The sequence below is a fragment of the Deinococcus metallilatus genome, from assembly GCF_004758605.1.
Lineage (GTDB): Bacteria > Deinococcota > Deinococci > Deinococcales > Deinococcaceae > Deinococcus > Deinococcus metallilatus.
This window is the reverse complement of record NZ_CP038512.1, coordinates 1991604-2017500: the sequence shown is the minus strand read 5'-3', so window position 1 is coordinate 2017500 and position 25897 is coordinate 1991604. Positions and strand designations below refer to the sequence as shown.

Here is a 25897-nt window from a genome sequence, read left to right as displayed (position 1 = left end):
AGCACCTTGAAGGATTCGGGGATGGTGCTTCCCGACACTTCCTCGCCCTTGACGATGCTCTGGTAGGCGGCGTCACGGCCGTCGATGTCGTCGGACTTGATGGTGAGCATTTCCTGAAGCGTGTGCGCCGCGCCGTAGGCTTCGAGCGCCCACACTTCCATCTCACCAAAACGCTGGCCGCCGAACTGCGCCTTGCCGCCCAGCGGCTGCTGGGTGATCAGGCTGTAGGGGCCGGTGGAGCGGGCGTGCAGCTTGTCCTCGACCATGTGGTACAGCTTCATCACGTACATGGTGCCGACCACGACGGGGCCGCTGATCGGCTCGCCGGTGCGCCCGTCGTACAGCACGCTCTTGCCGGTGCGGGCGAGCTGCATCTGCGCCTGCTCGTACTCGCCGTTCGGCTGATGGATCACGCCCAGCTTCCCGGCGCGGTCCAGCACTTCCTGCTCGCGCTTGTCGAGGTCGAAGCCCTCGTCCTTGCGGCGCTGGAGGCGTTCGGCGGCGGCGACTTCCAGCATCTCCTTGATCGCCACTTCCGTCGCAGAGTCGAACACCGGCGTCACGAACTTCTGCCCGGTCAGGCGCGCGACCTCGCCGAGGTGCGTTTCCAGAATCTGGCCGAGGTTCATACGGCTGGGCACACCCAGCGGGTTGAACACCAGATCGACCGGCGTGCCGTCTTCCAGGTAGGGCATGTCCTCGGGGGGCAGGATCTTGGAGACGACGCCCTTGTTCCCGTGGCGGTTCGCCACCTTGTCGCCCACCTGGAGCTGACGCTTCTGGGCCACGTACACGCGCACCATCTCGCGCACGCCGGGCTTGAGGTCCACGCCCTCGTCGCCGCGGCGGAAGCGCACCGTCTTCACCACGATGCCGCCCTGGCCGGACTGCACTCGCAGCGAGGTGTCCTTCACCTCACGGGCCTTTTCGCCGAAGATCGAACGCAGCAGGCGCTCTTCGGGGGTCGGCTCCGACTCGCCCTTGAAGCTGGTCTTGCCCACCAGGATGTCACCGGGCTTGACCTCAGCGCCCACGCGCACGATGCCGTCTTCATCCAGATCGCGCAGCGCGGCTTCCGACAGACCCGGAATATCGCGGGTGATCTTTTCCGGCCCCAGCTTGGTGTCGCGGGCCTCAATCTCGTCCTTCTCGATGTGGACGGAGGTGTAGAAGTCCTTGCGGACCAGACCTTCCGAGATGCAGATCGCGTCCTCAAAGTTGAAGCCGTCGAAGGGCATGATCGCGATGGTGATGTTCTGGCCCAGCGCCAGGCGGCCCAGGTCGGAGGCGGGACCGTCGGCGATGACCTGCCCGGCCACCACCTCGTCGCCCACCTGCACGATGGGGTGCTGGTCGAGGTTGGTGCCCTGGTTGGAGCGGGTAAAGCGCACCAGTTCGAAGGTGCGGACATTGCCCTTCACCAGCCCGGCCTGCGGCGCGTCCTCGGTCAGCGTCACCTGGATCGCGCGGGCATCCACGTAGGTCACGCGGCCCGTCACATCGCTGATCACGCTGGTGCCGGAGTCCGTCACCACGCGCTCCTCGACGCCGGTGCCCACGGCGGGGCTGTCGGCGCGCACGAGCGGCACGGCCTGCGACTGCATGTTCGATCCCATCAGCGCGCGGTTGGCGTCGTCGTGTTCGAGGAAGGGAATCAGCGACGTGTTGATCGAGACGATCTGCTTGGGCGACACGTCCATGAAGTCCACTTCGTCGGGCGTGTACAGCAGCGGGTCACCCTTGCGGCGGGCCAGCACACGCTCGTCGGCGAAGGTGCCGTCGGCGTTCAGCGGGCTGTTCGCCTGCGCGATGGTGTAACGGTCCTCGATGTCGGCCGTCATGTAGATCACGTCGTCGGTGACCTGACCACCCTCGACGCGGCGGTACGGCGCCTCGATAAAGCCCAGGTCGTTCACCTTCGCGTAGCTCGACAGCGAGGAGATCAGACCGATGTTGGCCCCTTCCGGCGTCTCGATGGGGCAGATGCGCCCGTAGTGCGTGCGGTGCACGTCGCGCACGTCGAAGCCCGCGCGCTCGCGGGTCAGACCGCCCGGCCCCAGCGCGGAGATACGGCGCTTGTGGCGCAGGTCGGACAGGGGGTTGGTCTGGTCCTTGAACTGCGAGAGCTGGGAGCGACCGAAGAACTCGCGCATCGCCGCCACGATGGGGCGGTTGTTGACCAGCTTGGTCGGGGTCGCGGCATCGGGGTTGCCCAGCAGCATCCGCTCGCGCACGCCACGCGCCATGCGGCCCATGCCCACGCGGAGCTGGTCGGCCAGCAGCTCGCCCACGGTGCGGACGCGGCGGTTGCCGAGGTGGTCGATGTCGTCTTCCGTGACCGGCACCTCGTTCACCACGCCGTCCTCGTCTGCGCCGATGCCGACCGTTTCCAGGCCGCGCTGGAGGGCCATCAGGTAACGGATGGTGTCCACCAGGCCCGCGTCACTGAAGCGGCCGTCCTGGAAGGTCAGCAGGGTGCGCTCCTGGCGGTGGGTGCCCAGCTTGGTGTTCATCTTGAAGCGGCCCGGCTCGCCCAGGTCGTACCGCTTGGGGTCGGCCAGCAGGCCGTAGAGGTACTGGATCGCCTTGTCGCGCTTGGGCGGGTCACCGGGGCGCAGCACCGTGAAGAGGCGCAGCAGGGCCTCGTCGGCGCTCATGCCCGCGCTCTTGTCCTCGGGCAGTTCGGCTTCGGCGTCGAACTCGGTGAAGAGCGCGCGGAGCTGGGCGTCGTCGTACCCCAGCACGCGCAGCAGCAAGCTCACCGGGAACTTGCGCTTGTTGACCTTCATCTCCAGCACGCCGCCGTTGAACTCCAGCTCGATCCAGGGGCCGCGCTTGGGCATCGGGATGATGGCCGCCGTGTACAGCTTCTTGATGCCCTTGTAGGAGGAGGTGAAGTACACGCCGGGCGAGCGGTGAATCTGTGAGATCACCACGCGGTCGGCGCCGTTGATCACGAAGGAGCCGTCCTCGGTCATCAGCGGCAGGTCGCCCAGGAACACCTGGTCTTCCTTGATCAGCCCGCTGTCCTTGTGGATCAGCTGGAGCTTGGCGTACAGCGGCGCCTGGTAGGTCAGGTCCTTTTCGCGGCACTCTTCCGGGGTGTAGGGCGGCTCGCCCAGGCGGTACTCCAGAAAGTCCAGCACCAGCCCGGTCGAGCGGCCCTTCTCGGTTTCATCGATAGGAAAGACTTCGCCAAAGGCGCTCTGCAACCCGGTATTGTCGCGCGCGTCGGGCGCCTTGTCGGCTTGCAGGAACGCCTTGAAGGAGTTGACCTGCACTTCGGTCAGATTGGGCAGCGGGATCACTTCGGTGATCTCACCAAATCGCTCAATGCGGGGCTTGTGACCAGTAAGGCTCATTCACACCTCGCGCTCCCTGGGTTTTGCGGCTGCGGCCTTCCGGGGCGGGGAAAAAGGCGCAGGCGAGACGACAGCCTTCTTTCGGCTGTGTCCCGTGATTCAGGTGTTAATTGTGGAGTCCGCTTGCCTTCAAAGCTCTCCTGTCCAACCCATCATGGTCGGCCACAGAAGAGTGTACGCCATAGACAGGGTGCCTGTCAAGCGTCGGGGCGGCAGAAGGTTTGAAAGGCAGCATAGCACCTCCCGGCGCTCCCGGCCTTCATCTTCATTTTGAAATCCGCCGTCAGGTTCCAACCCGTACCATCGGAGACGTGACCCTCTTCGGCTTCCTGAACCACTACCCCTGGCTGGTGTACCTTTCGGGCGCGCTCCAGATCATCTTCCTGATTCACGCCGTGGTGACGCGGCGCAACTTCTACTGGATCTTCATCCTGCTGATCGGCTCGTACCTGGGCGTCCTGGCTTACTTGTTTTTGGAGTTCCTGCCCACGCTGCGCGGGGGTGGCCGCCGGGCCGGGGCCGCCCTTCAGACCGGTCTGGAGGCGATCAAGCCGCTCGATACCCGTATCCGTGAGGCCCAGGCGCGCCTCCTGGAGAGCGATACCCTCTCCAACCGTGCCGACCTCGCCGCCCTCCAGGCCCGCGCGGGCCGCCCGGAGGAAGCGCAGGCAATCCTCGCCCCGCTGCTGAGCGGCATCTACGCCGATGACCCGGTGGTGCTCCTCACCAGCGCCGAACTGGAACTCGCGCGGGGGAACGCCGCTGCCGCCGAAGCCCTCCTCAACCGGGTGGACCTCCGCACCAGCGCCGCCACCCGCACCCGCACGCTGACGCTGCTCGCCCAGGCCCAGGCCACGCAGGGCAAGACCGCCGAGGCCGACGCGACCTACCGCGAGGCGATGACCGCCGCGACGACGGAAGAACCCCGCGCCCGCTACGCCGCCTTTTTGCTGAAGCACGGGCGGCGGGACGAGGCGGCCCGGCTGCTGGATCAGCTCGCCCGGACCGAGCAGCGGGCCACGCCCCTCTACCGCCGTCAGGAACGCGAATGGTTCCAGATGGCGGCGGGACTGCGGCGGGAGCTGCGGTGAGGCTGGATCAATACCCGGCTCGGGGCGGCGACCGGGGAAGGCGAACGCTCTCCTCGCCGCCGCTTTCGCCTTCCCACAGAAGGGACAGAGCCGAAAAACCCCCAACCTCATGGGCTGGGGGCCTGAACTTGCGATGTTGACCGCTTACCAGCGGTCGTTGCGGCGCTGGGGACGGTCGCCGTAGGCGGGGGCCGGGGCGGCCTTCGTCACGACGATGTTCTTGGCCTGGGGACCCTTGCCACGCTGGCCGGGTTCGATCTCGAATTCGACCTCGTCACCCTCGTTGAGCTTCTTGAAGCCCTGGGCCTGGATGGCGCTGAAGTGCGCGAACACGTCCTCGCTGCCTTCCGTCTCGATGAACCCGAAGCCTTTTTCCGCGTTGAACCACTTCACTTTACCTACAGCCATCTTCAACTCCTTGCCCTTCCTCAGCAACAAGGGGCGCGCGGTATTTCACCTGCGCGCCGCTCATGGGACTTGCTGGGAAAATGACTCGATCACTATGCCCGGCCCAGGCGGCAAAAAGGGTAAGTGAGGTTACAAAGTGAAAACCCCCCGCCGACGGCAGGGGGTTGCACACCCGGTGGGAAGGGGAGTTAGCGGACTTCGACCTTGGCGCCGGCGCCTTCAAGCTGCGCGCGGAGCTTGTCGGCGTCTTCCTTGCTGACGCCTTCCTTGATGGGGCCGCCCTTCTCGCTCAGGTCCTTGGCTTCCTTGAGGCCCAGGCCGGTGATGGCGCGGATTTCCTTAATGACGTTGATCTTGCTGGCGCCCGCGTCCACAAGCACAACGTCGAACTCGGTCTTCTCCTCGGCGGCGGGAGCGGCGGCGGCGGCGGCGCCACCACCCATCGCCACAGCGGCGGTCACGCCCCACTGTTCCTTGAGGCCGTCGATGAGGTCGGCGAGTTCCATGATGGTGAGGGTGCTGAGCTGGTCGATCAGAGCCTGCTTGTCGTAAGCCATGGTGGTGTCCTCCGGTCCTGAATTTTGGTGTTGAGAGAGAGTGAAGGGAAGAGTTTAGCCCTGGGCTTCGGCCGCGGCGTCGCCGCCGCCGAGCTTGGCCTGGTACGCTTCGAGAATCCCGACGAAGTTGCTGAGGTGCGCGCTCATGACGCCCACCAGCTCGCCTTGCAGGCTCTGCTTGCTGCCGAGGCTCGCCAGACGCTCGATGACCCGCACGTCCACGCGGTTGCCCTCGACAAAGCCGCCCTTCATGGCGGGGATGCCGCGGTCGTTGCCCTTGGCCGCGTCGCTGAGCGCCTTGGCAACGCCAGCCGGGTCTTCGTGGGCCAGCACCAGGGCGCTGGGGCCTTTCAGGGTGTCCGTGAAGTCACGGCCCGCTTCCTGAAGGGCGAGGTTGATCAGGGTGTTCTTGGCCACGATGAGCTGGCCACCCTTCTCGCGGATGTCTTTGCGCAGCTTGCTGAGCTGCCCGGCGGTCAGGCCCTGGTAGTCGACGACGTAGAACGTCTCGACGCCCGTCAGGCTGCCCCGGAGGCTGCTCAGGTTCTGCTGATTCCGTTCGTTCGCCACGTTAGGGACCTCCTCTGGTGGTGAACAAGTCCAGGTACGCACGCTCGCGCCCTGACAACTCGGCGGGATGTTTAAACCTGGCAAGGGTCCCCGCTGTCTACGATGCCGAAATTGGAAAAGGTGCAAGGAGCGCACCGGGGTGCTGAAGTCAGGAGGGGAGAGGCCGGGGAAGGCCCCTCCCGCGGGGTTCAGGCCTGGGCCTGGCTGCTCAGCGTGAGGGGAATGCTCGGCCCCATCGTGCTGGTGAGGTAGGCGCTGCGGAGGTACACGCCCTTGGCGCTGCCGGGCTTGGCCGCTTCCAGGGCACTCAGGAGCGCCTGATAGTTGGCGCTGAGGTTGCCCGCGTCGAAGCTGGCCTTGCCGATGGGGGCGTGAACCACGCCGGTCTTGTCGTTGCGGAACTCGATGCGGCCCGCCTTGAGGCCGCGCACCATGCCCGCCACGTCGGGACCGACGGTGCCGCTCTTGGGGTTGGGCAGCAGGCCACGCGGCCCCAGCAGACGCGCCAGCTTCTGACCGACCTGGGCCATCATGTCGGGGGTGGCGACCACGGCGTCGAAGTCCATGAAGCCGCCCGCGATGCGTTCGATCAGATCCTCGCCGCCGACCACATCGGCCCCGGCTCCCTCGGCGGCGGCCACGTTGTCACCCTTGGTGATCACGGCCACGCGCACGCTGCGGCCCGTGCCGTGGGGCAGGGCGACCGTGCCGCGCACGTTCTGGTCACTCTTGCGGGGGTCGATGCCCAGGCGGAAGTGAACTTCGACCGTCTCGTCAAACTTGGCGGTCGCGAGGTCCTTGACCAGCGAGGCGGCCTCGTCGATGGTGTACTGCTTGTTGCGGTCCACCTTGTCCACCAGCGCGCGGTAACGCTTGCCGTGCTTAGGCATTGGGGCCTCCCTCGATGGTCACACCCATGCTGCGCGCGGTGCCCGCGACGGTGTTCGCGGCGGCCTCGACGCTCCCGGCGTTCAGGTCGGGCATCTTGGTGCGGGCGATCTCCAGCACCTGGTCCCAGTTCAGCTTGCCGACCTTCGCCTTGTTGGGGGTCGCGCTGCCCTTGGGCAGACCGGCCGCCTTGCGGATCAGGTAGCTCATGGGCGGCGTCTTGGTGATGAAGGTGAAGGAACGGTCCGCGTAGATGGTGATCTCGACGGGGATGATCGCGTCACCCTTGTCGGCCGTCTGCGCGTTGAACGCCTTCGTGAACTCCATGATGTTCGCGCCGTACTGACCCAGCGCGGGGCCGACGGGCGGGGCCGGGGTGGCCTTGCCCGCAGGCAGTTGGAGCTTGACAAGCCCTGCGACTTTCTTCATGTGGTTCCTCCTTAGCTCCCCCGGCAGGCTCGTGAGAGCAGCGGGGTGCTGGCGCTAAGTCCTGCCGGGCGCGGCGGCCCAGCAGCAACTTTTACAGTGTACAGGGCCAGGCGGCGTCTGCCAAGCCCGGCCCTGAAGGGCTTACTTGCTGACCTGTGCGAAGTCCAGCTCGACCGGCGTCTCGCGGCCGAAGATGCTGACCAGCACCTTGACCTTGGCCTGCGGCGCGTTGACCTCGCTCACCACGCCGCTGAAGTCCGCGAAGGGGCCACCCGTCACCCGGACCATATCGCCCGGCTTGAGATCCACCTTCACGCGGGGCGCCGCTTCCTCCTGGGGCTGCGCGGCCACGCCCACCGAGGCGAGCAGGCGCTGCACTTCCTCCGGGGAGAGGGGCACCGGGCGCGTCGCGGTCCCGACGAAGCCGGTCACGCCGTTCGTGCCGCGCACGACTTCCCACGATTCGCCCAGCTCGCCGGGCGCGTCGTCGTCCTCGACGTCCATCTGCACGAAGACGTAGCCGGGGAAGAGCTTGCGCTTGACGGTTTCCTTCTTGCCGCCCTCGCGCAGCTCCACGGCTTCCTCGGTGGGTTGCAGCACCTGGAAGATCTTGGTGTAGTGCATCCCCAGCTTCTTGGCCCGCTCCAGCAGGTGCTGCTCCACGCGGTCTTCCTGACCCACGTAGGTATGCACGGCGTACCACTCGATGCTCATGGCAGCACCACCCGGATCAGGGCATGAAACAGCCAGTCCATCACGAACACGATCAGGGTCAGCGCGATCACGAAGATCAGCACCGCCTGCGTGCCCTCAATCACCTGCGGGCGCGTCGGCCAGGTGACACGCGCCAGTTCCGCACGCGAGTCCCGCAAGTACTGCATCAGATTCATGCGCTCACCTTGCCCGTCATGGCGTTGAGAAGAAGGTCAGTCTCCAGCCGGGCCACCGCAGCGGCCCCGCACCGGATCAGACCTTCTTCTCCTTGAACACCACGTGCTTCTTCGCCACGGGGTCATACTTGCGCAGTTCCAGCTTGGCCTGCGTGTTGCGGCGGTTCTTGGTGGTCGTGTAGTAGAAGCCCGTCCCAGCGGTGCTTTCCATCTTCACGATGATGCGCGGTCCGTCCTTCGCCATATTGCTGCTCCTTTCGCACGTCCCGTCCAGCTTCCCTTCTGGGGCCGTGCTCCCAGCCCTCCGCTGTCTGCCGGAGCCGCTGGTAAAAGCCCGCCTTGGGGCGGGCAACATTCGGATTATAGGCAGTCGGGAGGCCGGTGTCCACCCACCGGGAGGCCGGTCGGAAAACCGTCGATGCTCAGCCTGTTCTTGCGCTGCCGGTAGTCCTCCATCTCCTGGGGTGTGAGGCGGCGGTGCAGATTGTTGAGGTCTTCCCGGTCCTGTTCGTAGGCCATCAGGGGCACCGCCATCCCGCACGAGGTCTGCACCAGGTCCACGTCCAGCACGTAGACCTGCCTCGCGGCGGGCAGCGGCGGGAACAGCCCCAGCCATTCCTCCCACTCCGGGTCGCCCGGCTGCACCATGCGGGCCTGCCCGTACAGCCGCAGGATGAGGGGCGGCCCCTCGAACGCACAGAACATCAGGGTCATGCGCGGGTGCTGGAGCAGATGGGCCGCCGTCTCGTTGCCGCTGCCGGTCACGCCCAGCCATGCCACACGGCCGGGCGTCAGCACGCGCAGGCTGTCCATCCCCTTGGGCGAGACGTTGACCCGGCCCTCCGGCGCGGCGGTAGCCACGAAAAAGACGTGCTGCCGCTCGATGAATGCCTGAAGAACCGGGCTGAGACTGTCCATGCGCTTCGCCATGCCGGATGCTAACGCCCCGCGGCCAACGAAAAAGGGGAGGCGTCAGGGCCTCCCCGGTTGCCCTGGCGGGCGCTCCACTTACTCCAGGACCTTGGTGACGACGCCCGCGCCGACGGTACGGCCACCCTCGCGGATGGCGAAGCGCAGACCTTCTTCCATGGCGATGGGCTTGATCAGTTCCACCGTGAAGGTCACGTTGTCCCCGGGCATCACCATCTCCACCCCTTCGGCCAGTTCCACCACCCCAGTCACGTCCGTCGTCCGGAAGTAGAACTGCGGGCGGTAGCCCCCGAAGAACGCCGAGTGACGCCCGCCCTCATCCTTGCTCAAGACGTACACGCTGGCCTCGAACTTGGTGTGCGGCTTGATGCTGCCGGGCTTGGCCAGCACCTGTCCGCGCTCCACGTCGTCGCGCGCCACGCCGCGCAGCAGCACGCCGACGTTGTCCCCGGCCATGCCCTGATCCAGCAGCTTGCGGTGCATCTCGATGCCGGTCACGGTGGTCTTGCGGGTATCCGCCAACCCCACGATCTCGACTTCGTCCTGCACCTTCACCACGCCGCGCTCCACGCGGCCGGTCGCGACGGTGCCGCGACCGGTGATGGTAAACACATCTTCGACCGGCATCAAGAAGGCCTTGTCGGTGTCGCGCTCGGGGGTGGGGATGTAGCTGTCGATGGCGTCGAGCAGTTCCCAGATCTTGTCCACCCACTGGTTTTCGCCGCGGGCGGTCTTGGGGTTGGCCTGGAGCTGTTCCAGCGCCTGCAGGGCGCTGCCCTTGATCACCGGCAGGTCGTCACCCGGGAACTCGTAGCGCGAGAGCAGCTCGCGCACTTCCATCTCGACCAGTTCCAGCAGTTCTTCGTCATCGACCATGTCGACCTTGTTCATGAACACGACGATGTAGGGCACGCCGACCTGACGGGCCAGCAGGATGTGCTCGCGGGTCTGGGGCATCGGGCCGTCCGCGCTGCTGACGACCAGGATGGCGCCGTCCATCTGGGCCGCGCCGGTGATCATGTTCTTGACGTAGTCGGCGTGACCGGGGCAGTCGACGTGGGAGTAGTGCCGAGCGGGGGTGTTGTATTCGACGTGGGCGGTGTTGATGGTGATGCCGCGGGCCTTTTCCTCGGGGGCCTTGTCGATCTGGTCGTAGGCCAGTTTTTCGACGGTGGGGTCCATCGCCGCCGCCGTGAAGGTGATCGCCGCGGTCAGCGTGGTCTTGCCGTGGTCCACGTGCCCGATCGTCCCCACGTTCACGTGGGGCTTCGTCCGCTCAAACGTTCCTTTTGCCATGTGGATTCCTCCTTGAAAGTGTTCCCGGTGGGGAACTGGCCTGAACAGCATACCCGCGAAAGCCGACAACTAACAGGACAGACGTGAGAAAAGGGCCCGCAGGACGCGGGCCGAGTTCACGGATGGAGCTCTTGGTCAGGATTGAACTGACGACCTCTCCCTTACCAAGGGAGTGCTCTACCACTGAGCTACAAGAGCAGGTTGGAAAAGCGGGAAACGAGACTCGAACTCGCGACATTCAGCTTGGGAAGCTGACGCTCTACCAACTGAGCTATTCCCGCGTGTGGTGGGCAGGGGTGGATTCGAACCACCGTACTCCGAAGAGAACAGATTTACAGTCTGTCGCCTTTAACCACTCGGCCACCTACCCAGATTGTGCTGGCCCGGATTGTCTCGGTCCTGTTGACAGCGGCGTGTGGTGCGCCACTTGGAGCCACCCAGGAGAATCGAACTCCCAACCTTCCGATTACAAGTCGGGTGCTCTACCAGTTGAGCTAGGGTGGCACCTTTCCGCAGGCAGAAGGCTTGGAAAACCCGCCTCTGAGCGTGGAAGTTTCGCGCTCGCGCGCTCGCTTCCGGCTGTGAATAGTAGCATCGGCCCCCCGGGGTGTCAACACGGCGTCCCCGCCCTCCTCCAGTCCGCTCCGCGGGATTTTTCCTGTGTTATGGCCCACCTCGCCCGGGGGGTGACAGGCGCTCCTGGCGGAGCGGGTGGCAGTCTGCCGCTGGTCACCACCCCGCGGTCCTTGCCGCTACTCCGCCATTACGCGCATTTGCCCCCCCGCCAGGCGGCGTAGACTGGCGGAGCTTCGGGCCACGCGCCCTTGACCGTTTTCGCCTTATTTCCGCTTTTCCCCTGAGGTGACCCCTTGGACAGTTTCCGGACCTTCTGGCCTTACCTGCGGCTGCACGGGCGGCAGTACCTCATCGGCATCGTCGCCGTGGTGATCGCCAACAGCGTGAACCTGCTGCCGTACTACTTTATTCGCCTGACGATTGATGGCCTGACGCGGGCCACCGACGGTAATCCCGCCACGCCGGGCGTGACGCTCGCGCAGGTGGGGCTGTACGCGCTGGGCATCCTGCTGGCGGCGGTCACGGCGGGTGCCCTGATGCTGGTGATGCGGCGCCAGATCGTGATCGCCTCCCGGCAGACCGAGTACGAGATCCGCCGCGACATCTACGCCAACCTCCAGACGCTCGACAAGACCTTTTATGACCGCTCGCGGACCGGCGACATCATGAACCGCCTGACCGGCGACCTGAGCGCCGTGCGCGAGATGCTGGGCTTCGGGGCCTGGCAGATCGTGAACATCGTGTCCGGCTTCGCGACCAGCTTCGCCGTGTTGTTCGGCCTGAGCTGGCAGCTCACCCTCATCGTGATCGCGGTGCTGCCGGTGATCGTGGGCCTGCTGTACTACCTGGCCCGGTTGATCAACCAGCGGCATACCCGGGTGCAGGAGCAGAACAGCCTGATCGCCGCCAAGGCGCAGGAGAATTTCAGCGGCGCGCGGGTGGTGAAGGGGTACGCCATCGAGGACCGCGAGATCGCGGACTACCGCGCGATGAACCTGGAACTGCTGCGCCGCAACATCGCGCTGACGAAGGTGGACGGGCCGCTGCGTGCCTTTACCACCCTGCTGATCGGCCTGACCTTCGGCGTGATCCTGCTGGTGGGCGGGCGGCTGATCCTGTTTCCGCAGGGGGGCGGCGGCTTCACGGTGGGGAAATTCGTGCAGTTCGTGGGGACGCTCGACCGCCTGGCCTGGCCGATGATGATGATCGGCTGGATCACCGGCGTCACCCAGCGCGGCCTGGCCTCGTGGCGACGGTTGCGGGAACTGCTGGACGCCCGCCCGCAGGTCCACGACGAGCCGGGCCGCACCGACCCTTCCATCCGCACGCTGCGCGGCGAGGTGGATTTCCAGGACGTGACCCTGCGCTACGGCGACCGCACGGTGCTGGACCACGTGAATCTGCACGTGCCCGCCGGAACCTTTCTGGGCGTGACCGGGCCGACCGGCAGCGGCAAGACCGTTCTCGCGCAACTGATCACCCGCAGCATGGACCCTACCAGCGGGGTCGTGCGCATCGACGGTCAGGACGTGCGGCAGATTCCCCTGCGCGTCCTGCGCGAGAACATCTCGGTCGTGCCGCAGGAACCCTTCCTGTTCAGCGACACGATTGCCAACAACATCGCCTTCGGGCTGGAGGGACAGGACCTCCCCGCCATCCCGACCGGGGTGAGCGTGGTGAGTACGCCCGCGCCGCCCGACCTGCCGCCGCAGCCCGATATGGAGCGCGTGCGGGGGGCCGCGCGGCTGGCCGGACTGGCGGGTGACGTGGAGAACTTTCCGCAGGGCTACGACACGGTGCTGGGCGAGCGCGGCGTGACCCTGTCGGGGGGGCAGCGGCAGCGGACGGCCATCGCCCGCGCCATCGTCCGCGAGCCGCGCATCCTGATTCTGGACGACAGCCTCTCGGCGGTGGACACCGAGACGGAGCGCCGCATTCTGGACGGGCTGCGCGAGGTGGCTCAGGGCCGGACGGTGATCCTGATCGCGCACCGCGTCAGCACCTTGCGCCACGCCGACCAGATCGTCGTGCTGGACGAGGGCCGCGTGATCGAGCAGGGTACCCACGACGAGCTGCTCGCGGCGGGCGGCCACTACGCCGAACTCGAACGCCTCCAGCGCCTCGCCTCTGACCTCGATGCCGAGGATGAGGGGGTCCGCGACGCGGAAGCTGCCGCCGATGATCTCGAACGTGCTCTGCCGCAGGAGGCCGTGAAGTGACCCGTCCCGATCCCCTCGACGCCGCGAAGAAGAGCTTCGATGCCCACTTGACGCGGCGCATTTTCGGTTACCTGAAGCCCTACGTGTGGCTGGCGGCCGCCTCCGTCGTGCTGGCGCTGTTGCTGGCGGTGCTGTCGCCGCTGCCCACGCTGGTCCAGAAGCACGCGATTGACGCCTTCCTCTCACCGTTCGAGCGGAACTCGACGCTGGACGCCGCCGCCCTGTACCGGGGGCTGACGCTGACCGCACTGGGGTACATGGGACTCCGGGTGCTTCAGTTCGTCCTGAACTACGCTTCCACGCTCGCCATCGGGTATCTCGGGCAGAACGTGCTGCGCGACATCCGGACGGACGTGTTCAGCAAGCTCCAGCGGCTGCACCTGGCCTACTTCGACCAGAACCCGGTGGGCCGCCTGATCACCCGCGTGACCAGTGACGTGGACGCGATCAACCAGTTCATCACCGGCGGCCTGATCACCCTGATCACCAGCAGCCTGCTGATCCTGGTGTACGCGACCTTCATGCTGCGGCTGAACTGGCATCTGGCGCTGATCAGCTTCGCGGTGCTGCCGGTGCTGTTCCTGGCGACCAATTTCTTCCGGGCAAGGCTGCGCGACGCCTTCCGCGCCACCCGCTTGCAGCAGGCCATCGTGAACAGCCGCCTGAACGAGAACATCACCGGGATGCTGACGGTGCAGCTGTTCGGGCGCGAGGCCCGCACCGCGCTGGACTTCGACCACGCCAACCGCGCGCTGCTGGTCGCCAACGCGAACTCGGTCCGGTGGTTCTCGCTGTTCCAGCCGACCGTCTCCGTTCTGGGGCAGGTGGCCGTGGCGCTGGTGCTGTACTTCACTGCCCGGCAGATTCTGGGCACGGACGTGGTGGGAGCCGGACTGGCCGGAGCCGTTACCGTCGGCACGCTCTTCGCCTTCGTGCAGTGGACGCAGCAGCTTTTCCAGCCCATTCAGGACCTCGCGGACGTGTTCAACAACCTTCAGGCGGCGATGGCGAGCAGCGAGCGCATCTTCGGCGTGCTGGACACCGAAGAGGAGATCACTGACAAGCCCGGCGCGAAGAAGCTGGAGAACTTCCAGGGCCGGGTGGATTTCGAGCGCGTGTGGTTCGCCTACGACCAGACGGTGACGGCCCAGACGCCCGACAGCGACGACCGCTGGATTCTGCGCGGCATCGACCTGCATATCCAGCCCGGCGAGAGCGTGGCCCTGGTCGGCGCGACCGGCGCGGGCAAGACCAGTGTGACGGCCCTGGTTAGCCGCTTCTACGACGTGCAGCGCGGGGCGGTGAAGGTGGACGGGACCGACGTGCGTGACCTTCAGCAGCACGACCTCAGAAAGCACGTCGGCGTCGTCTTGCAGGACGTGTTCCTCTTTGCCGGGACCATCGAGAGCAACCTCACGCTGAACAACCCCGACATTCCCCACGAGCGGGTGGTGGAGGCGTGCCGGTACGTGGGCGTTCACGACTTCATCCTGTCGCTGCCCGAGGGCTACCAGACCGAGGTGCGCGAGCGCGGCGCCACCCTCAGCACCGGCCAGAAGCAACTGCTGGCCTTCGCCCGCGCCCTGATCCAGAACCCAGACATCCTGCTGGTGCTGGACGAGGCGACCGCCAACGTGGACACCGAGACGGAACTCCGCATCCAGCACGCGCTGGAAAAGGTGATGCAGGGCCGCACCAGCATCATCATCGCGCACCGTCTCAGCACCATCGAACACTGCGACCGCATCGTGGTGATGCGCCGGGGCCGGATCGTGGAACAGGGCAGCCACCGCGAACTGCTGGAGAAGGGCGGGTACTACGCGCGTCTGCACCGGCTCCAGTACGCGCAGGCGGAAGCGGCGGACTGAGCTGAGGGCGGGGGGCTTCAGGGGCGGTGGCGGAAACTTCGCCGCCCCTGACCTTCCCCTGACATCCCAGTGACGCCGCCCTGACAGATCGCCTCCACCCTGTCAGGCATGAAGAAGCTCTTCCTGCTGGGCCTGATGATCACTGGCACCGCCGCCGCACAGACCAACCTGACCGGGGCGGGCGCGAGCTTTCCCTACCCCCTCTACAGCAAGATGTTTGCCGAGTACAAGAAGGCGAGCGGCGTGGACGTGAATTATCAGAGCGTCGGCAGCGGCGCGGGGCAGAAGCAGATCGTCGAGCGCACCGTGGACTTCGCGGGCAGCGACAACCCCATGAGCGACGAGGCGATGCAGGCCGCACCCGGTAAATTGCTGCATATCCCCACCGCCATCGGTGCGGTCGTGCCCGCCTATAACCTCCCCGGCGTCTCGGCGCCCCTCAAGTTCACCGGCAAGGTGCTGGCCGACATCTACCTGGGCAAGATCACGACCTGGAACGACAAGGCGATTGCGGCCCTAAACCCCGGCGTGACCATTCCGCCCCTGCGCATCACGGTCGCGCGGCGCAGTGACGGGTCGGGGACCACCTACGTCTTCTCGGACTATCTGAGCAAGGTGTCCTCCGAGTGGAAGAACAAGGTGGGCGTGGGCAACAGCCTCCAGTGGCCAGTCGGCACGGGGGCGAAGGGGAATGATGGCGTGGCGGGCATCGTGAAAAGCACGCCCGGCGCCCTCGGGTACGTGGAACTGGTGTACGCCAGGCAGAACAAGCTGACCTACGGCAGCGTGCAGAACCACGCCGGGAAGTTCGTGCTGGCCGACAACGGCCCCGCCGCTGCCGCCGCGCAGGGGGTCGTGATTCCCGCCGACACCCGCGTGAGCCTCACCAACAGCGCGAACGCCGACGCTTACCCCATCGCCAGCTTCACCTACGTGATCTTCTATCAGGACCAGAAGTACGGCAGCCGCACCGAAGCGCAGGCGAAGGCCCTCAAGAACCTGCTGACCTGGATGGTCACCACCGGCCAGGGGTACAACGAGGCGCTGGACTACGCGAAGCTGCCCGCGAACGTCGCCAACAAAGCGAGGGGCATCATCAACTCGATGACCTACGGCGGGAAGAAGATTTAAACCTGCACTTCCATGCGGGCGGCTCTCCGGGGTGAGGGCCGCCCTGTTCGTTGGGAGGGGTGGTGAGCTTGCGAGGAAGAGCCGGGGAGTTAAGGGAAAGCAGTTCTGGCAAGCCTTGCGGGCAAGCTGGGGCTTGCCACCCCCCACCCAGCCTCTCGCGGTGCGAGCTGTACCAGTCCCCCGCAAGGGGGGAGGGGCAAAACGTCGCCTCACCCGCTTTCTTCTGCCCCAGCGCGTCAGTCCTGAGCCGACGGCTTATCCCTAACGCCTCATTCCTAACCCCTCCCACCTGACCTCCCCCTGACGCTTTCCCTGTGAACTGTCGGCAGTCGCCTCCGTGAGGTCATGAACCTATGAGTGAACCTGCCCGCCGTCCGCCCGCCCGCGCCGCTCTCTCCAGCGGGAGCGACCGCGTCTTTCAAATCCTGATCCTGGGGCTCGCCTCGGTGATCGTGCTGGTGTTCGTGCTGAGCGTGTACCAACTGGGCCGCGAAGCGTGGCCCGCGCTGCGAACCTTCGGTTGGCACTTCTTCACCGGGCGCACCTGGAACCCGGTGGGAGGCACCTTCGGCGCGGCCAGCATGATCGCCGGGACCCTGGTGACCAGCCTCGCCGCGCTCGTGATCAGCGTGCCGCTGGCGGTCGCCAGTGCGCTGTTCGTGGCCGAGTACGCGCCGAAGTGGCTGGCGAATCCGGTCGGATACCTGATCGAGTTGCTGGCCGCCGTGCCCAGCGTGGTCTATGGCCTGTGGGCGCTCTTTGTGATCGCGCCGGTGCTGGGGCGCTGGCAGACGGCCTACTTTCTGGACCCCACGAACCTGCCGACCATCACCCGCTGCAACAATCTCTGGGCAGAGGGACAGACCAGCCTCCAGTGCTTCTTCGTGCCGACGGGGGCGGGGGGGCGGGGACTGGCGCTCGCCGTCATCATCCTGACGGTGATGATCCTGCCGTACACGGCCTCGGTCGCGCGGGACGTGATCCGCCTGGTGCCGCAGGATCAGCGCGAGGCGATGTACGCGCTGGGGGCCACGAAATGGGAGGTGATCTCCCGCGCGGTCCTGCCCTATGCCCGCGCCGGGATTCTGGGCGGCGTGATTCTGGCACTGGGCCGCGCGCTGGGGGAGACGCTGGCGGTGGCGATGGTGATCGGGGACAGCCAGGAGATGATCAGGAGCCTGTGGGGCAACGCCAGCACGCTGGCCTCGGTGATCGCCAACCAGTTCGGGGACGCGCAGGAGGCGCTGCACCGTTCGAGCGTGGTCGCTCTGGGCCTGAGCCTCTTTGTCCTGAGCGTGGCCGTGAACTTCGCCGCCCGGTGGATCATCGCGCGCCTGACGCCGAAGGGGATTCAATGATGCGCGCCGCTGCCGTTCCCTCCACCCGTCCCCGCGCCCGCCTCAGCCCCGCCCGGCGCCTGAAGAACCTGCTGATGGGCGCGCTGATCCTGCTCGCCACCCTCCTGGTCGTCGCGCCGCTGATCCTGATCTTCGTGTACCTGCTGCGCGAGGGGCTGGGCGCGCTGAATCTGGACTTCTTCACGCGGACGCCCGCGCCAGAAGGCGAGGCGGGGGGCGGCCTGCTGAACGCCATCACCGGCAGCCTGGAAATGCTGGCGATGGCGAGCGTGATCGGCGTGCTGGTCGGCGTGGCGGGCGGCATCTTCCTGGCCGAGTATCCGCGCCATCCGCTGATGCCGACCGTTCGGATGCTCAGCGACGTGCTGGCCGGGATTCCTGCCATCGTGATGGGGCTGGTCGCCTACGGCCTGATCGTGCTGAAGTTCGGCTTTTCCGGCCTGGCCGGGGCGCTGGCCCTCGGGTTCCTGATGATTCCGATTGTCGTCCGCACCACCGAGGAGGTGCTGAAGCTGGTGCCGCTCAGCGTGCGCGAGGCGGGGTTGAGCCTGGGATTACCGCGCTGGGTGGTCATCCTGCGGATTGTGCTGCCTGCCGCCGCCGGGGGCATTGTGACCGGCGTAATGCTGGCCCTGGCCCGCGTCGCCGGGGAAGCCGCGCCGCTGCTGTTCACCGCCTTCGGCAACAGCGGCGTGAACTTCGACCCGACCAAACCCATGAGCGCCCTGCCGCTGGAAATCTACCGGGGCGCCACCAGCGCCTACGACGAGAACCAGCGGCTGGCGAAAGCCGGGGCGCTGCTGCTGATTACGCTGATTTTTGTGACGAGCCTGCTGGCGCGGCGGGTGAGCCGCCGGAAGTGAGTGGCCTTTCAGCTCTCAGCCGTCAGCGGTCAGCAGGACAGTGCGGCTCTTGCTGAAAGCTGATGGCTGACCGCTACTCGCCCCCTCTCCCCCCAAAGGAGCCTGACCCCAAATGACCCCCCTCCTCAGCGCAAGTGACGTGAACATCTTTTACGGCGAGAAGCAGGCCGTGCGCGGCGTGAATCTGGACGTGCGGCGCGGCAGCGTGAATGCCCTGATCGGGCCGAGCGGCTGCGGCAAGACCACCTTTCTGCGGGCGATCAACCGGATGCACGACCTGACGCCGGGGGCGCGCGTGACCGGCAGGATCACGCTCGACGGCGAGGACGTGTACGGCCCCGGTGTGGACCCGGTGACCATGCGCCGCCGCGTCGGCATGGTCTTCCAGAAGCCCAACCCCTTTCCCACCATGAGCGTCTTCGACAACGTGGTGAGCGGCCTGAAGCTGGCGGGTGTGCGCGACCGGAAGCAATTGATGGACGTGGCGGAACGTTCCCTGCGCGGCGCGGCCCTCTGGGACGAGGTGAAAGACCGCCTGAAGTCGCCCGCGACCGGCCTCTCCGGGGGGCAGCAGCAGCGCCTGTGTATCGCCCGCGCCCTGGCCGTCGAACCGGAAATCCTGCTGATGGACGAGCCGACCAGTGCGCTGGACCCCGCCAGCACCGCCCGAATCGAGGACCTGATGGCCGAGCTGAAAAAGGTCACGACCATCATCATCGTGACGCACAACATGCACCAGGCGGCGCGGGTGAGCGACACGACCTCCTTCTTCCTGAACGGCGAACTGGTGGAACACGGCGTGACCGATCAGATCTTCACCAGCCCGCGCGACGAGCGGACCGAAGCCTACGTGACGGGACGCTTCGGGTAAGAGGGCAGCCGCGCGCCCCCTCGCCCGGTGAACTCCTGCGAGGACGTGTTCCGCTGCTGCCTGACCAGCCGCTAGGATACGGCGCGGCATGAAGCATGAAGAAGGGGGCGCAATGACCGACGGCCAGGCCAGTATGCGGCACCTGACGGCGCGGTTCCTGCGGATGCTCAGCCTGACGCTGGAGGAACTCGACGCCGTGCGGGACGCTTCGGGGCGCGCGGAATACGCCGGGCTGGCGGCCCGCGTGGGGGCCCTGGAACGCGAGACGGACGTCCTGGAACGCGAGATCGAGGACGCCTGCCTCGCCGCCTTCGCGGGACCGCTCACGCCCGACGAGCTGGCCTTTCACCTGATGATCTTCCGCAGCCTGACCAATCTGGAACGGGTGGGTGATTACGCCTTTGGGGTGGCGCGCGATCTGGAACTGCTCGCCCCGCGCACGCGCAGCGCCACCCTCCAGGACGTGCTGCCGCTGGTAAATCTGCTGGTGGGGATGCTCGAACGCCTGGCCTATGCCTTTGCCGAGCGTGACGTGCAGGCCGCCCGCGAGGTGATGCGCCTCGACGAGGAACAGGTGGACGCCCTTTACGAGCAGATGCTGCGCGCCAGCCTGACGAGGCTGCACGAGCGCCCCGACGACACGGAAGTCGCCCTCGCCGCGCACCGTATGGCCCGCAGCCTGGAACGTCTGGGCGACCATCTGGTGAACGTGGCGGAGCGGCTGGAGGCACTGGTGATGGGGCTGCCTGCAGGTGGCCAGCGGTAGGCCATCTGGCGTAGGGAAGCTTCCTAATGCACGGCGGCTAGACTCACCCCCATGACCACAACCCAGGCCCGAGAACTGCCCCGCTGGCGGACTGACGACCTGTACGCCGGACTGGACGACCCCCGTCTGACCGCCGACCTCGCCGCGTTGCGGGAGGAGGTGGCGGCTCTGGAGGCGAGCTTCGACGAGGTCGGGGTCCGCAAGGGCGGCAGCGCGGCCACGCCCGCAACGTTGGCGCGTGTGCTGGATGGCCTGAATGGCCTCCTGGGACGCCTGACCTCGCTGCGCGGCTTCATCTCCTCCTTCGTCTCGACCGACAGCCGCAATGCCCTGGCCCAGCAGAAGATGGGCGAACTCACCACGCTGACGCTGCCGCTGGGGCCGCTGCGCTCGCGCCTGACCGCCTGGCTGGGCGAGCAGGATGTGGAGGCGCTCCTGGCCGCCTCTGGCGTGGCCCGCGACCACGAACACCTGATCCGCCGCAGCGTGCAGCGGGCCAAGCACCAGATGACCCCCGAGGAGGAAGACCTCGCCGCCCGGTTGCGACCCAGTGGGGCGGGCGGCTGGGCCAAGCTGCACGGCAACGTCTCCAGCCAGCTCACGGGCGAGTACCGGGGCCAGAAGCTCCCGGTGACTGCCCTGCGCGCCCTCGCCACCGACCCCGACGAGAGCGTGCGCCGCGAGGCTTTTGAAGCCGAACTGAAAGTCTGGCAGGACGCCGAGGTCGCGCTGGCCGCCGCGCTGAACGGCGTGAAGGGCGAGGAAGGCACGCTGGCCGCCCGCCGGGGCTTCCCCGACGCGGTGGCCCCCAGCCTCCTCACGCACGGGATCGACCGCGAGACGCTGGAGGCGATGCAGGGGGCGGTCGAACGCAGTCTGCCCGACTTCCGCCGCTACTTCGCGGCGAAGGCCCGCGCGCTGGGCAAGGAGAAGCTGGACTGGTGGGACCTCTTCGCGCCGCTGGGGCGCAGCGAGACGGAATGGACCTACGAGGCCGGGACGCGCTTCGTGGAGGAGCAGTTCCGCAGTTACTCCGACAAGCTGGGCGACTTTGCCGCCCGCGCCTTCCGCGAGAGCTGGATCGACGCCGGGCCGCGTAATGGCAAGCGGGGCGGAGCTTTCTGCATGGGCTGGAAGGGCGACCAGAGCCGCGTCCTGATGAACCACAACCCCAGCCTCGACAGCGTGTCCACCCTCGCGCACGAGCTGGGGCACGGCTACCACAACCTCCTCAAGGCGCCGCGCACGCCCCTGCAACGCGAGACGCCCATGACCCTCGCGGAGACGGCCAGCATCTTCTGCGAGACGATCATCCAGAACGCCGCGCTGGAGCAGGCGACCGGCGAGGAGCGGCTGTACGTCCTCGAAACGCAATTGCTGGGGCACGCGCAGGTCGTGGTGGACATCCACTCGCGCTTCCTGTTCGAGCGGGCCGTCTTCGAGAAGCGCGAGGGGCGCGACCTCACGCCGCAGGAGTTCTGCGACCTGATGACCTGGGCGCAGCGCGAGACGTATGGGGACGCCCTCGCCACCACCCACCCCTACATGTGGGCCGTCAAGCCGCACTACTACAGCCTCAGCTTCTACAACTACCCCTATACCTTCGGCCTGCTGTTCGGCCTCGGCCTCTACGCCCAGTACCAGCAGGCGAAGGCCGAAGGCCGGGAAGCCGACTTCCAGGCCCGGTACGACGACCTCCTGTCCGCTACAGGCCTCGCGGATGCCCGCACCCTCGCCGCCCGCTTCGGCATCGACCTGCACGCGCCGGACTTCTGGGAGGGGAGCCTGGACGTGATCCGGGGGCAGATCGCGGCGTATGTGGAGGCGACCGGGGGCTGAGGGCTGGAATGCAGAACGTGGAGGGCGGCTTGGAGACGGTCTAGGGGTGATGTGAGGTGGGGAGAGGGGGCCGTCAAGCCTTCCCTCTCCCCGCGCTTTGTCTATGCCCTAAACGCCCACGACTTCAATGTTGCCCAGAGTGACAGCGGTTCCGGCCCTGAGCGTGTTCTGAATCTCGGCCATACGGTCCGTGTGGCGGAGCAATTCCTGAACCTCGGCTTCGCTCCCCTGCGCCGCGACTCTGACGCGGTAAGTCACGTTCCTGGCCGGTTCGCCCTCGGCGCCGAACTCGCCTTCGACCTCGCCTTCGACTCGTTCGACGTTCAGGCCGCGTTTTGCCGCCTCGCGGTAGACATCGTTGCAGTAGCAGGTCGCCAGGGCCAGGAAGAGCAGCTCTCCACCGTTGACACTGGAGCCGAACCCCACCGGCTTGGGAGGAACGCTGATGCCCTGAATATTACCGCCAGTCCGCGGCGTGACCTGATGGCGGCCTGCACTGTTTTCCACACGAGCGCTGATGTTCATTCCACACCTCGGAGGTGGCTGTGGCGGACGTTACCGCACCTTCACCTCCTGATCCAGCCACGTCAGCACCCGCTCGCGCCCGAACGGCCACACGGTCATCTGGGCGGCGCGGGCGGCCTGCTGCACGAATTCGGGGAGGGGGCCGGTCCGGGCGGGCGCGGCGTTCCAGGTGGGGGCGTCGTAGGGGAGGCCCGCGAGTTCGCAGGCGCGTTCGATGCCCACGTGCAGGTCACCCAGTTCGTCCACCAGCCCCAGGTCGAGGGCGTCCAGGCCGCTCCAGATGCGGCCCCGGCCGATCTCGTTCACGCGCTCGGGGGTCATCTTGCGCCCTTCGGCCACACGGGTGACGAAACGGTCGTAGACCTCCGAGATGCCGCGTTCGACGTGGGCGCGTTCGTCCTCGGTGAAGGGGCGGGCGGCGCTGTACATCAGGGCGCGCTCGTTGCCCACGGGTTCGGGATTCAGCCCGTGCCGGGCGTTGAATTCCTGCATCACCGGCTTGCCGCTCACCACGCCGATGCTGCCGGTGAGGGTGTACGGGCTGGCGACGACATGCCGCGCGTGGGTCAGGACGTAATACCCCCCGCTCGCCGCGTACTCGCCCATCACGGCGACGACCGGCTTTTCGGAGGTGGCGACCTCGCGCCAGATCAGGTCCGACGCGAGGGCCGAGCCGCCGCCGCTGTTCACGTACAGCACGATGGCCTTGGTCTTGTGGTCCTTCTTGGCGTGCTTGAGGGCCGCGACCACCGTATCGGACCCGGCCATCGGGCCACCCAGCAGCGGGAGGGGGAGGGGGCTGTTGCGGCTCTTGCCGGGCACGATGGTGCCGACCAGCGAGACGACCGCCACCCGGCCCGCCTTCGCGTTGCCCCGCCTGGGCATCAGCAGGTCGATCACCGCCGCGAGGGGGCGTGTGCCGGGGCCGACCAGTTCGTCCTCGTAGGCGACTTTGGTGATCAGGCCCGCTGCCTGGGCCGCGTGCGCGCTGGTCAGGTCGCCCGTCAGCCAGGCGCGGGCGGTGTCCTCGCTCACGCCGCGCGCCGCCGCGAGGTCGAGTGCCCAGGCCTTTTCCAGCCCGTTCAGGTACGCGGTGAGCTGCTCGCGGTTGGCCTCGTCCATATGATCCTGCGAGAAGCGGGTCAGGGCCGCCTTGTACTCCCGAATCCGCAGGTTCTCGAACTCGATGCCGTGCTTCTTCAGGAAGGCGCCCAGGAAGGTCGGCTGGACCGCGAAGCCGGGCACCAGCACATCCGCCGACTCGGGCGCGACGATCTCCTGCGCGCCGCTCGCCGCCAGCAGGGCCGTCATGGTGAGCTGCGGCAGGAAGGCGACCACCCGCTTGTCCTGGGCGAGCCGGGCGAGAATCTGGCGGATGGCGTGGGCGGTCGCGGGCGGGGCCGTGAACTCGGAGATACGCACCAGGACGCCGTGCAGCCAGTCCGCATCCCGCAGTTTCTCCACGCGGGCCTCCAGCCCCTCCAGCGTGTCCTCACGGTTCAGGAGGGCCTGGATCGGGTTGCTGGGGTGCCGCTCGGGGTAGGGGCCGGTCACGTCGAGGACGACCCAGGTGGGATGGGTCACGCCGTCGGGGAGCTTGTCATGGTCTTTGCCGAGGAACGGAAGGTGGAAGGGAGCCATACCCCCTACGGTACGCGCCGGACGTGAGGAGCGTTCCCCCCTTCTCGTTGGCTCAGCCTCGTTGAGCCAGCCGCGCCCCCATCGCTTCGGCCCGCGTGGTCAGCACGGCCGCCGCTTCCGGACCGAGGGACTGCCCGGCCGCCTCCCGGAACAGCGCCAGCCAGCGCGTCAGATGTGTTCCGCGAATCCCCAGGCCCGCGTGAACAGCGTTCAGGTTCCCGCGCCAGGTTGCCCCGCCGCCCAGCATGGTCACCCAGAAGGCCGTGACGCGGTCAAGGTGAGCGTCCCAGTCCTCGACGTGCGCGGCGAAGACCGGCCCGAGCAGCTCGTCTTCACGCGCCCGGGTGTAGAAGGCGGTCAGCATGACCCGCAGGGCGACCTCGCCGCCCACCGCCTCCAGCGGCGATCCCGGTGCACGCGGTCCGGCCTGAGCGAGGCCGGTCAAAAACCCGGTTCGTAACTCCTCGGGCAGGGGCACATCCGCCCAGACCGTCACATTCCCCACCCGCCACAGCAGCGGCATTTCCCCCCGCCAGCGTTCGACCGTTGCCCCACGCGGCGCCTCCGCCCATTCCGCCGCGCCTTCCCCCTCACCCGGTCTGACCCGCGCGCCCAGCACCCGGCCCGCCAGCGCCGCGCCCGTGCCCCAGGCCAGCACCGGCACGCCCCGCCGCACCGCGCCCGACAGCAGCGTCAGCAACGCCCAGCGGTCAGGCCTGTTCCGCACGTCCGCGACCGGCTCCCCGTCGTGGGGCACCAGCAGGCCCGCAGCACTGGGCAGGGCTTCCGGGGACGCCTCCACCACCTCCACCCCAAAGCCGGAGAGGGGAGAGGTCGTCAGCAGCGGGCCGCGTGTCACCCGGCAAGAATAGAGCCTGCCGGGAAAGGGCAGGCTGACGGGGAGGAGGCGTTTGTTTCTACTTCACCAGAGACTTCAGGTAGGCGTAGATATCGGTCAGGTCCTCATCGCTGACCTGCGCGGTCGTGAAGCGGGGCATGACCGGGCCGAGTTCGCGGTCGGGGGCGTGGCCCTGGCGGACGGCGGCCTCGAACTGCGTGATCATCCACGACCCGGGCCCCGTGGCGGTGTTCAGGGCCGGGCCGATCCCGCCCTCCGCGTTCGCGCCGTGGCAGCCCGCGCAGGTGGCGGTGAACTTCTTCTGGCCCTGGGCGGTGTCGCCCGCCGTGGCGCTCGCCACAGCCGCCGCCTGGCTGTTGCTGACGGCCGGGTTGCCCGCCGCCGCCTTTTCGGTGTTCGTCGTTCCCGTCTGCCCCAGCTCCGTGCCCTGGGCCCCCTGGGCGGTGGGGGAGGCGGGTTTGACCTCGTTGTTGTTCCCCGTGGCGGGCTGCGCCGTCTCTTCTGACCGCTTGCCCGGCGTGCCATTGGCCGTCATCTCGCCGCCCAGGGCGCCAGTATTCGCGTTGACGGTGTTGGCGTTGCTTCCCGCTGGCCCCGCAGCGTTGCCGCTGGTGTTGCTGCCAACCTGTGCTGTTCCGCCCTGCCCGGCGTCCGCCGGGGTGCCCCGGTCGCCGCTCATGTCCGCAGTGGGGCTGTTCGGCCCCTGTTGCCCATTGGCGGCCGTTTGGGGCGAGGTGGCGCCCGCAGCCTCCCCACCCTGGGTTCCCCCGGCGCCCTGGGTTCCCTCTGCGGCGTTGCTCGCCTCATGCGGGGTGGTCGCGAGGTGATACCCGGCATAGGAGCCGCCCAGCGCGAGCGCCAGCAGCAGCGTGATGGTGACGGCGAACGTGTTCTTCATACCCCCCACCCTACCATACGGTCAGGGGGCGTTTGGCCGTGCTGGGCAGCTTTCAGCGGTCA

At 67.3% G+C, this 25897-nt stretch carries 24 protein-coding genes and 4 tRNA genes (1 of these 28 running past the window's edge); 9 read left to right on the top strand and 19 right to left on the bottom strand.

All coding sequences use genetic code 11. From position 1 onward, the window contains the following. On the bottom strand, window positions 1-3362 hold the 5' portion of the coding sequence (gene rpoB, locus E5F05_RS15820) for a DNA-directed RNA polymerase subunit beta (protein ID WP_129119609.1). 97 nt of this gene lie to the left of the window's left edge; 3362 of the gene's 3459 nt are visible here — the first part of the coding sequence; it begins with the start codon at window positions 3360-3362; its stop codon lies off the left edge, out of view. Between the two features lie 311 nt (window positions 3363-3673). On the opposite strand from rpoB, the gene E5F05_RS15815 reads away from it, so the two are divergent. Beyond that, window positions 3674-4453, top strand: a complete 780-nt coding sequence (locus tag E5F05_RS15815; protein WP_241687187.1) for a hypothetical protein — start codon at window positions 3674-3676, stop codon at window positions 4451-4453. A 144-nt stretch (window positions 4454-4597) separates the two neighbouring features. Here the strand turns inward: E5F05_RS15815 and E5F05_RS15810 are convergent, their stop codons facing one another. The 14 genes from E5F05_RS15810 to E5F05_RS15745 form a co-directional block, all read right to left on the bottom strand. After that, complete coding sequence (locus tag E5F05_RS15810) at window positions 4598-4861, bottom strand: cold-shock protein (protein WP_129119608.1); 264 nt, start codon at window positions 4859-4861, stop codon at window positions 4598-4600. Between the two features lie 188 nt (window positions 4862-5049). Beyond that, complete coding sequence (gene rplL, locus E5F05_RS15805) at window positions 5050-5418, bottom strand: 50S ribosomal protein L7/L12 (protein ID WP_129119607.1); 369 nt, start codon at window positions 5416-5418, stop codon at window positions 5050-5052. Window positions 5419-5472: 54 nt separating this feature from the next. Further along, window positions 5473-5988 (bottom strand): 50S ribosomal protein L10, encoded by a 516-nt coding sequence (gene rplJ / locus E5F05_RS15800; RefSeq protein WP_129119606.1) that lies wholly within the window; start codon window positions 5986-5988, stop codon window positions 5473-5475. A gap of 188 nt (window positions 5989-6176) precedes the next feature. Beyond that, window positions 6177-6878 carry a 50S ribosomal protein L1 gene (gene rplA / locus E5F05_RS15795; RefSeq protein WP_129119605.1) on the bottom strand — a complete coding sequence of 234 codons (702 nt, stop codon included), beginning with the start codon at window positions 6876-6878 and terminating at the stop codon, window positions 6177-6179. Further along, complete coding sequence (rplK, locus tag E5F05_RS15790) at window positions 6871-7305, bottom strand: 50S ribosomal protein L11 (protein ID WP_129119604.1); 435 nt, start codon at window positions 7303-7305, stop codon at window positions 6871-6873. The genes rplA and rplK overlap by 8 nt, the downstream gene beginning before the upstream one ends. A gap of 141 nt (window positions 7306-7446) precedes the next feature. Then, window positions 7447-8019, bottom strand: a complete 573-nt coding sequence (nusG, locus tag E5F05_RS15785; protein ID WP_129119603.1) for a transcription termination/antitermination protein NusG — start codon at window positions 8017-8019, stop codon at window positions 7447-7449. Continuing rightward, window positions 8016-8195 (bottom strand): preprotein translocase subunit SecE, encoded by a 180-nt coding sequence (gene secE / locus E5F05_RS15780; RefSeq protein ID WP_129119602.1) that lies wholly within the window; start codon window positions 8193-8195, stop codon window positions 8016-8018. Before secE ends, nusG begins: the two co-directional genes overlap by 4 nt. Before the next feature lie 76 nt (window positions 8196-8271). Next, window positions 8272-8439: a 50S ribosomal protein L33 gene (gene rpmG / locus E5F05_RS15775; protein WP_027459995.1), complete on the bottom strand. Its 168-nt coding sequence runs from the start codon at window positions 8437-8439 to the stop codon at window positions 8272-8274. Window positions 8440-8555: 116 nt separating this feature from the next. Then, entirely contained in the window at window positions 8556-9125 is a 570-nt protein-coding gene (locus E5F05_RS15770; RefSeq protein WP_129119601.1) for a pyridoxamine 5'-phosphate oxidase family protein, read from the bottom strand. A gap of 78 nt (window positions 9126-9203) precedes the next feature. After that, complete coding sequence (tuf, locus tag E5F05_RS15765) at window positions 9204-10421, bottom strand: elongation factor Tu (protein WP_146719929.1); 1218 nt, start codon at window positions 10419-10421, stop codon at window positions 9204-9206. 123 nt (window positions 10422-10544) lie between these two features. Beyond that, a tRNA-Thr gene (locus tag E5F05_RS15760) sits at window positions 10545-10619 on the bottom strand. 10 nt (window positions 10620-10629) lie between these two features. After that, a tRNA-Gly gene (locus tag E5F05_RS15755) sits at window positions 10630-10702 on the bottom strand. Window positions 10703-10705: 3 nt separating this feature from the next. Continuing rightward, window positions 10706-10791: transfer RNA gene (locus E5F05_RS15750), tRNA-Tyr, on the bottom strand. A 58-nt stretch (window positions 10792-10849) separates the two neighbouring features. Further along, window positions 10850-10925: transfer RNA gene (locus tag E5F05_RS15745), tRNA-Thr, on the bottom strand. A 365-nt stretch (window positions 10926-11290) separates the two neighbouring features. On the opposite strand from E5F05_RS15745, the gene E5F05_RS15740 reads away from it, so the two are divergent. The 8 genes from E5F05_RS15740 (at window position 11291) to E5F05_RS15705 (ending at window position 21912) form a co-directional block, all read left to right on the top strand. Next, entirely contained in the window at window positions 11291-13216 is a 1926-nt protein-coding gene (locus E5F05_RS15740) for an ABC transporter ATP-binding protein (protein ID WP_129119585.1), read from the top strand. Beyond that, window positions 13213-15084, top strand: a complete 1872-nt coding sequence (locus E5F05_RS15735) for an ABC transporter ATP-binding protein (RefSeq protein ID WP_129119584.1) — start codon at window positions 13213-13215, stop codon at window positions 15082-15084. Before E5F05_RS15740 ends, E5F05_RS15735 begins: the two co-directional genes overlap by 4 nt. 108 nt (window positions 15085-15192) lie before the next feature. Then, on the top strand, window positions 15193-16215 hold the full coding sequence (pstS, locus tag E5F05_RS15730) for a phosphate ABC transporter substrate-binding protein PstS (protein ID WP_129119583.1): 1023 nt from the start codon (window positions 15193-15195) through the stop codon (window positions 16213-16215). A 353-nt stretch (window positions 16216-16568) separates the two neighbouring features. Further along, window positions 16569-17573: a phosphate ABC transporter permease subunit PstC gene (pstC, locus tag E5F05_RS15725; RefSeq protein WP_129119582.1), complete on the top strand. Its 1005-nt coding sequence runs from the start codon at window positions 16569-16571 to the stop codon at window positions 17571-17573. Next, on the top strand, window positions 17570-18436 hold the full coding sequence (gene pstA, locus E5F05_RS15720) for a phosphate ABC transporter permease PstA (RefSeq protein ID WP_164973508.1): 867 nt from the start codon (window positions 17570-17572) through the stop codon (window positions 18434-18436). The genes pstC and pstA overlap by 4 nt, the downstream gene beginning before the upstream one ends. A gap of 112 nt (window positions 18437-18548) precedes the next feature. Next, the gene (gene pstB, locus E5F05_RS15715; protein ID WP_129119581.1) at window positions 18549-19307 is read left to right on the top strand and encodes a phosphate ABC transporter ATP-binding protein PstB; all 759 of its coding nucleotides are present in this window, start codon (window positions 18549-18551) and stop codon (window positions 19305-19307) included. Between the two features lie 112 nt (window positions 19308-19419). Continuing rightward, a complete protein-coding gene (locus E5F05_RS15710; protein WP_129119580.1) occupies window positions 19420-20073 on the top strand; it encodes a phosphate signaling complex PhoU family protein in 654 nt (217 codons plus the stop codon). A 51-nt stretch (window positions 20074-20124) separates the two neighbouring features. Then, window positions 20125-21912 (top strand): M3 family oligoendopeptidase, encoded by a 1788-nt coding sequence (locus tag E5F05_RS15705; protein ID WP_164973507.1) that lies wholly within the window; start codon window positions 20125-20127, stop codon window positions 21910-21912. Between the two features lie 108 nt (window positions 21913-22020). Here the strand turns inward: E5F05_RS15705 and E5F05_RS15700 are convergent, their stop codons facing one another. Genes E5F05_RS15700 through E5F05_RS15685 form a run of 4 tightly spaced genes read right to left on the bottom strand, consistent with a single transcriptional unit; the run spans window position 22021 to window position 25835 of the window. After that, the gene (locus E5F05_RS15700; protein WP_129119579.1) at window positions 22021-22437 is read right to left on the bottom strand and encodes an OsmC family protein; all 417 of its coding nucleotides are present in this window, start codon (window positions 22435-22437) and stop codon (window positions 22021-22023) included. A 30-nt stretch (window positions 22438-22467) separates the two neighbouring features. Then, window positions 22468-24078 (bottom strand): S49 family peptidase, encoded by a 1611-nt coding sequence (locus E5F05_RS15695; protein ID WP_129119578.1) that lies wholly within the window; start codon window positions 24076-24078, stop codon window positions 22468-22470. 52 nt (window positions 24079-24130) lie between these two features. Next, on the bottom strand, window positions 24131-24937 hold the full coding sequence (locus E5F05_RS15690) for a group III truncated hemoglobin (protein ID WP_129119577.1): 807 nt from the start codon (window positions 24935-24937) through the stop codon (window positions 24131-24133). 58 nt (window positions 24938-24995) lie between these two features. Then, window positions 24996-25835: a c-type cytochrome gene (locus tag E5F05_RS15685; protein WP_129119576.1), complete on the bottom strand. Its 840-nt coding sequence runs from the start codon at window positions 25833-25835 to the stop codon at window positions 24996-24998. Window positions 25836-25897: the final 62 nt, after the last annotated feature.

Coding starts and splice junctions, on each gene's coding strand:
- E5F05_RS15810 (WP_129119608.1), bottom strand. CDS start 4,861: ATGGCTGTAGGTAAAGTGAAGTGGTTCAACGCGGAAAAAGGCTTCGGG.
- rplL (WP_129119607.1), bottom strand. CDS start 5,418: ATGGCTTACGACAAGCAGGCTCTGATCGACCAGCTCAGCACCCTCACC.
- rplA (WP_129119605.1), bottom strand. CDS start 6,878: ATGCCTAAGCACGGCAAGCGTTACCGCGCGCTGGTGGACAAGGTGGAC.
- rplK (WP_129119604.1), bottom strand. CDS start 7,305: ATGAAGAAAGTCGCAGGGCTTGTCAAGCTCCAACTGCCTGCGGGCAAG.
- nusG (WP_129119603.1), bottom strand. CDS start 8,019: ATGAGCATCGAGTGGTACGCCGTGCATACCTACGTGGGTCAGGAAGAC.
- secE (WP_129119602.1), bottom strand. CDS start 8,195: ATGAATCTGATGCAGTACTTGCGGGACTCGCGTGCGGAACTGGCGCGT.
- rpmG (WP_027459995.1), bottom strand. CDS start 8,439: ATGGCGAAGGACGGACCGCGCATCATCGTGAAGATGGAAAGCACCGCT.
- E5F05_RS15770 (WP_129119601.1), bottom strand. CDS start 9,125: ATGGCGAAGCGCATGGACAGTCTCAGCCCGGTTCTTCAGGCATTCATC.
- tuf (WP_146719929.1), bottom strand. CDS start 10,421: ATGGCAAAAGGAACGTTTGAGCGGACGAAGCCCCACGTGAACGTGGGG.
- pstS (WP_129119583.1), top strand. CDS start 15,193: ATGAAGAAGCTCTTCCTGCTGGGCCTGATGATCACTGGCACCGCCGCC.
- pstC (WP_129119582.1), top strand. CDS start 16,569: ATGAGTGAACCTGCCCGCCGTCCGCCCGCCCGCGCCGCTCTCTCCAGC.
- pstA (WP_164973508.1), top strand. CDS start 17,570: ATGATGCGCGCCGCTGCCGTTCCCTCCACCCGTCCCCGCGCCCGCCTC.
- pstB (WP_129119581.1), top strand. CDS start 18,549: ATGACCCCCCTCCTCAGCGCAAGTGACGTGAACATCTTTTACGGCGAG.
- E5F05_RS15710 (WP_129119580.1), top strand. CDS start 19,420: ATGACCGACGGCCAGGCCAGTATGCGGCACCTGACGGCGCGGTTCCTG.
- E5F05_RS15705 (WP_164973507.1), top strand. CDS start 20,125: ATGACCACAACCCAGGCCCGAGAACTGCCCCGCTGGCGGACTGACGAC.
- E5F05_RS15700 (WP_129119579.1), bottom strand. CDS start 22,437: ATGAACATCAGCGCTCGTGTGGAAAACAGTGCAGGCCGCCATCAGGTC.
- E5F05_RS15695 (WP_129119578.1), bottom strand. CDS start 24,078: ATGGCTCCCTTCCACCTTCCGTTCCTCGGCAAAGACCATGACAAGCTC.
- E5F05_RS15685 (WP_129119576.1), bottom strand. CDS start 25,835: ATGAAGAACACGTTCGCCGTCACCATCACGCTGCTGCTGGCGCTCGCG.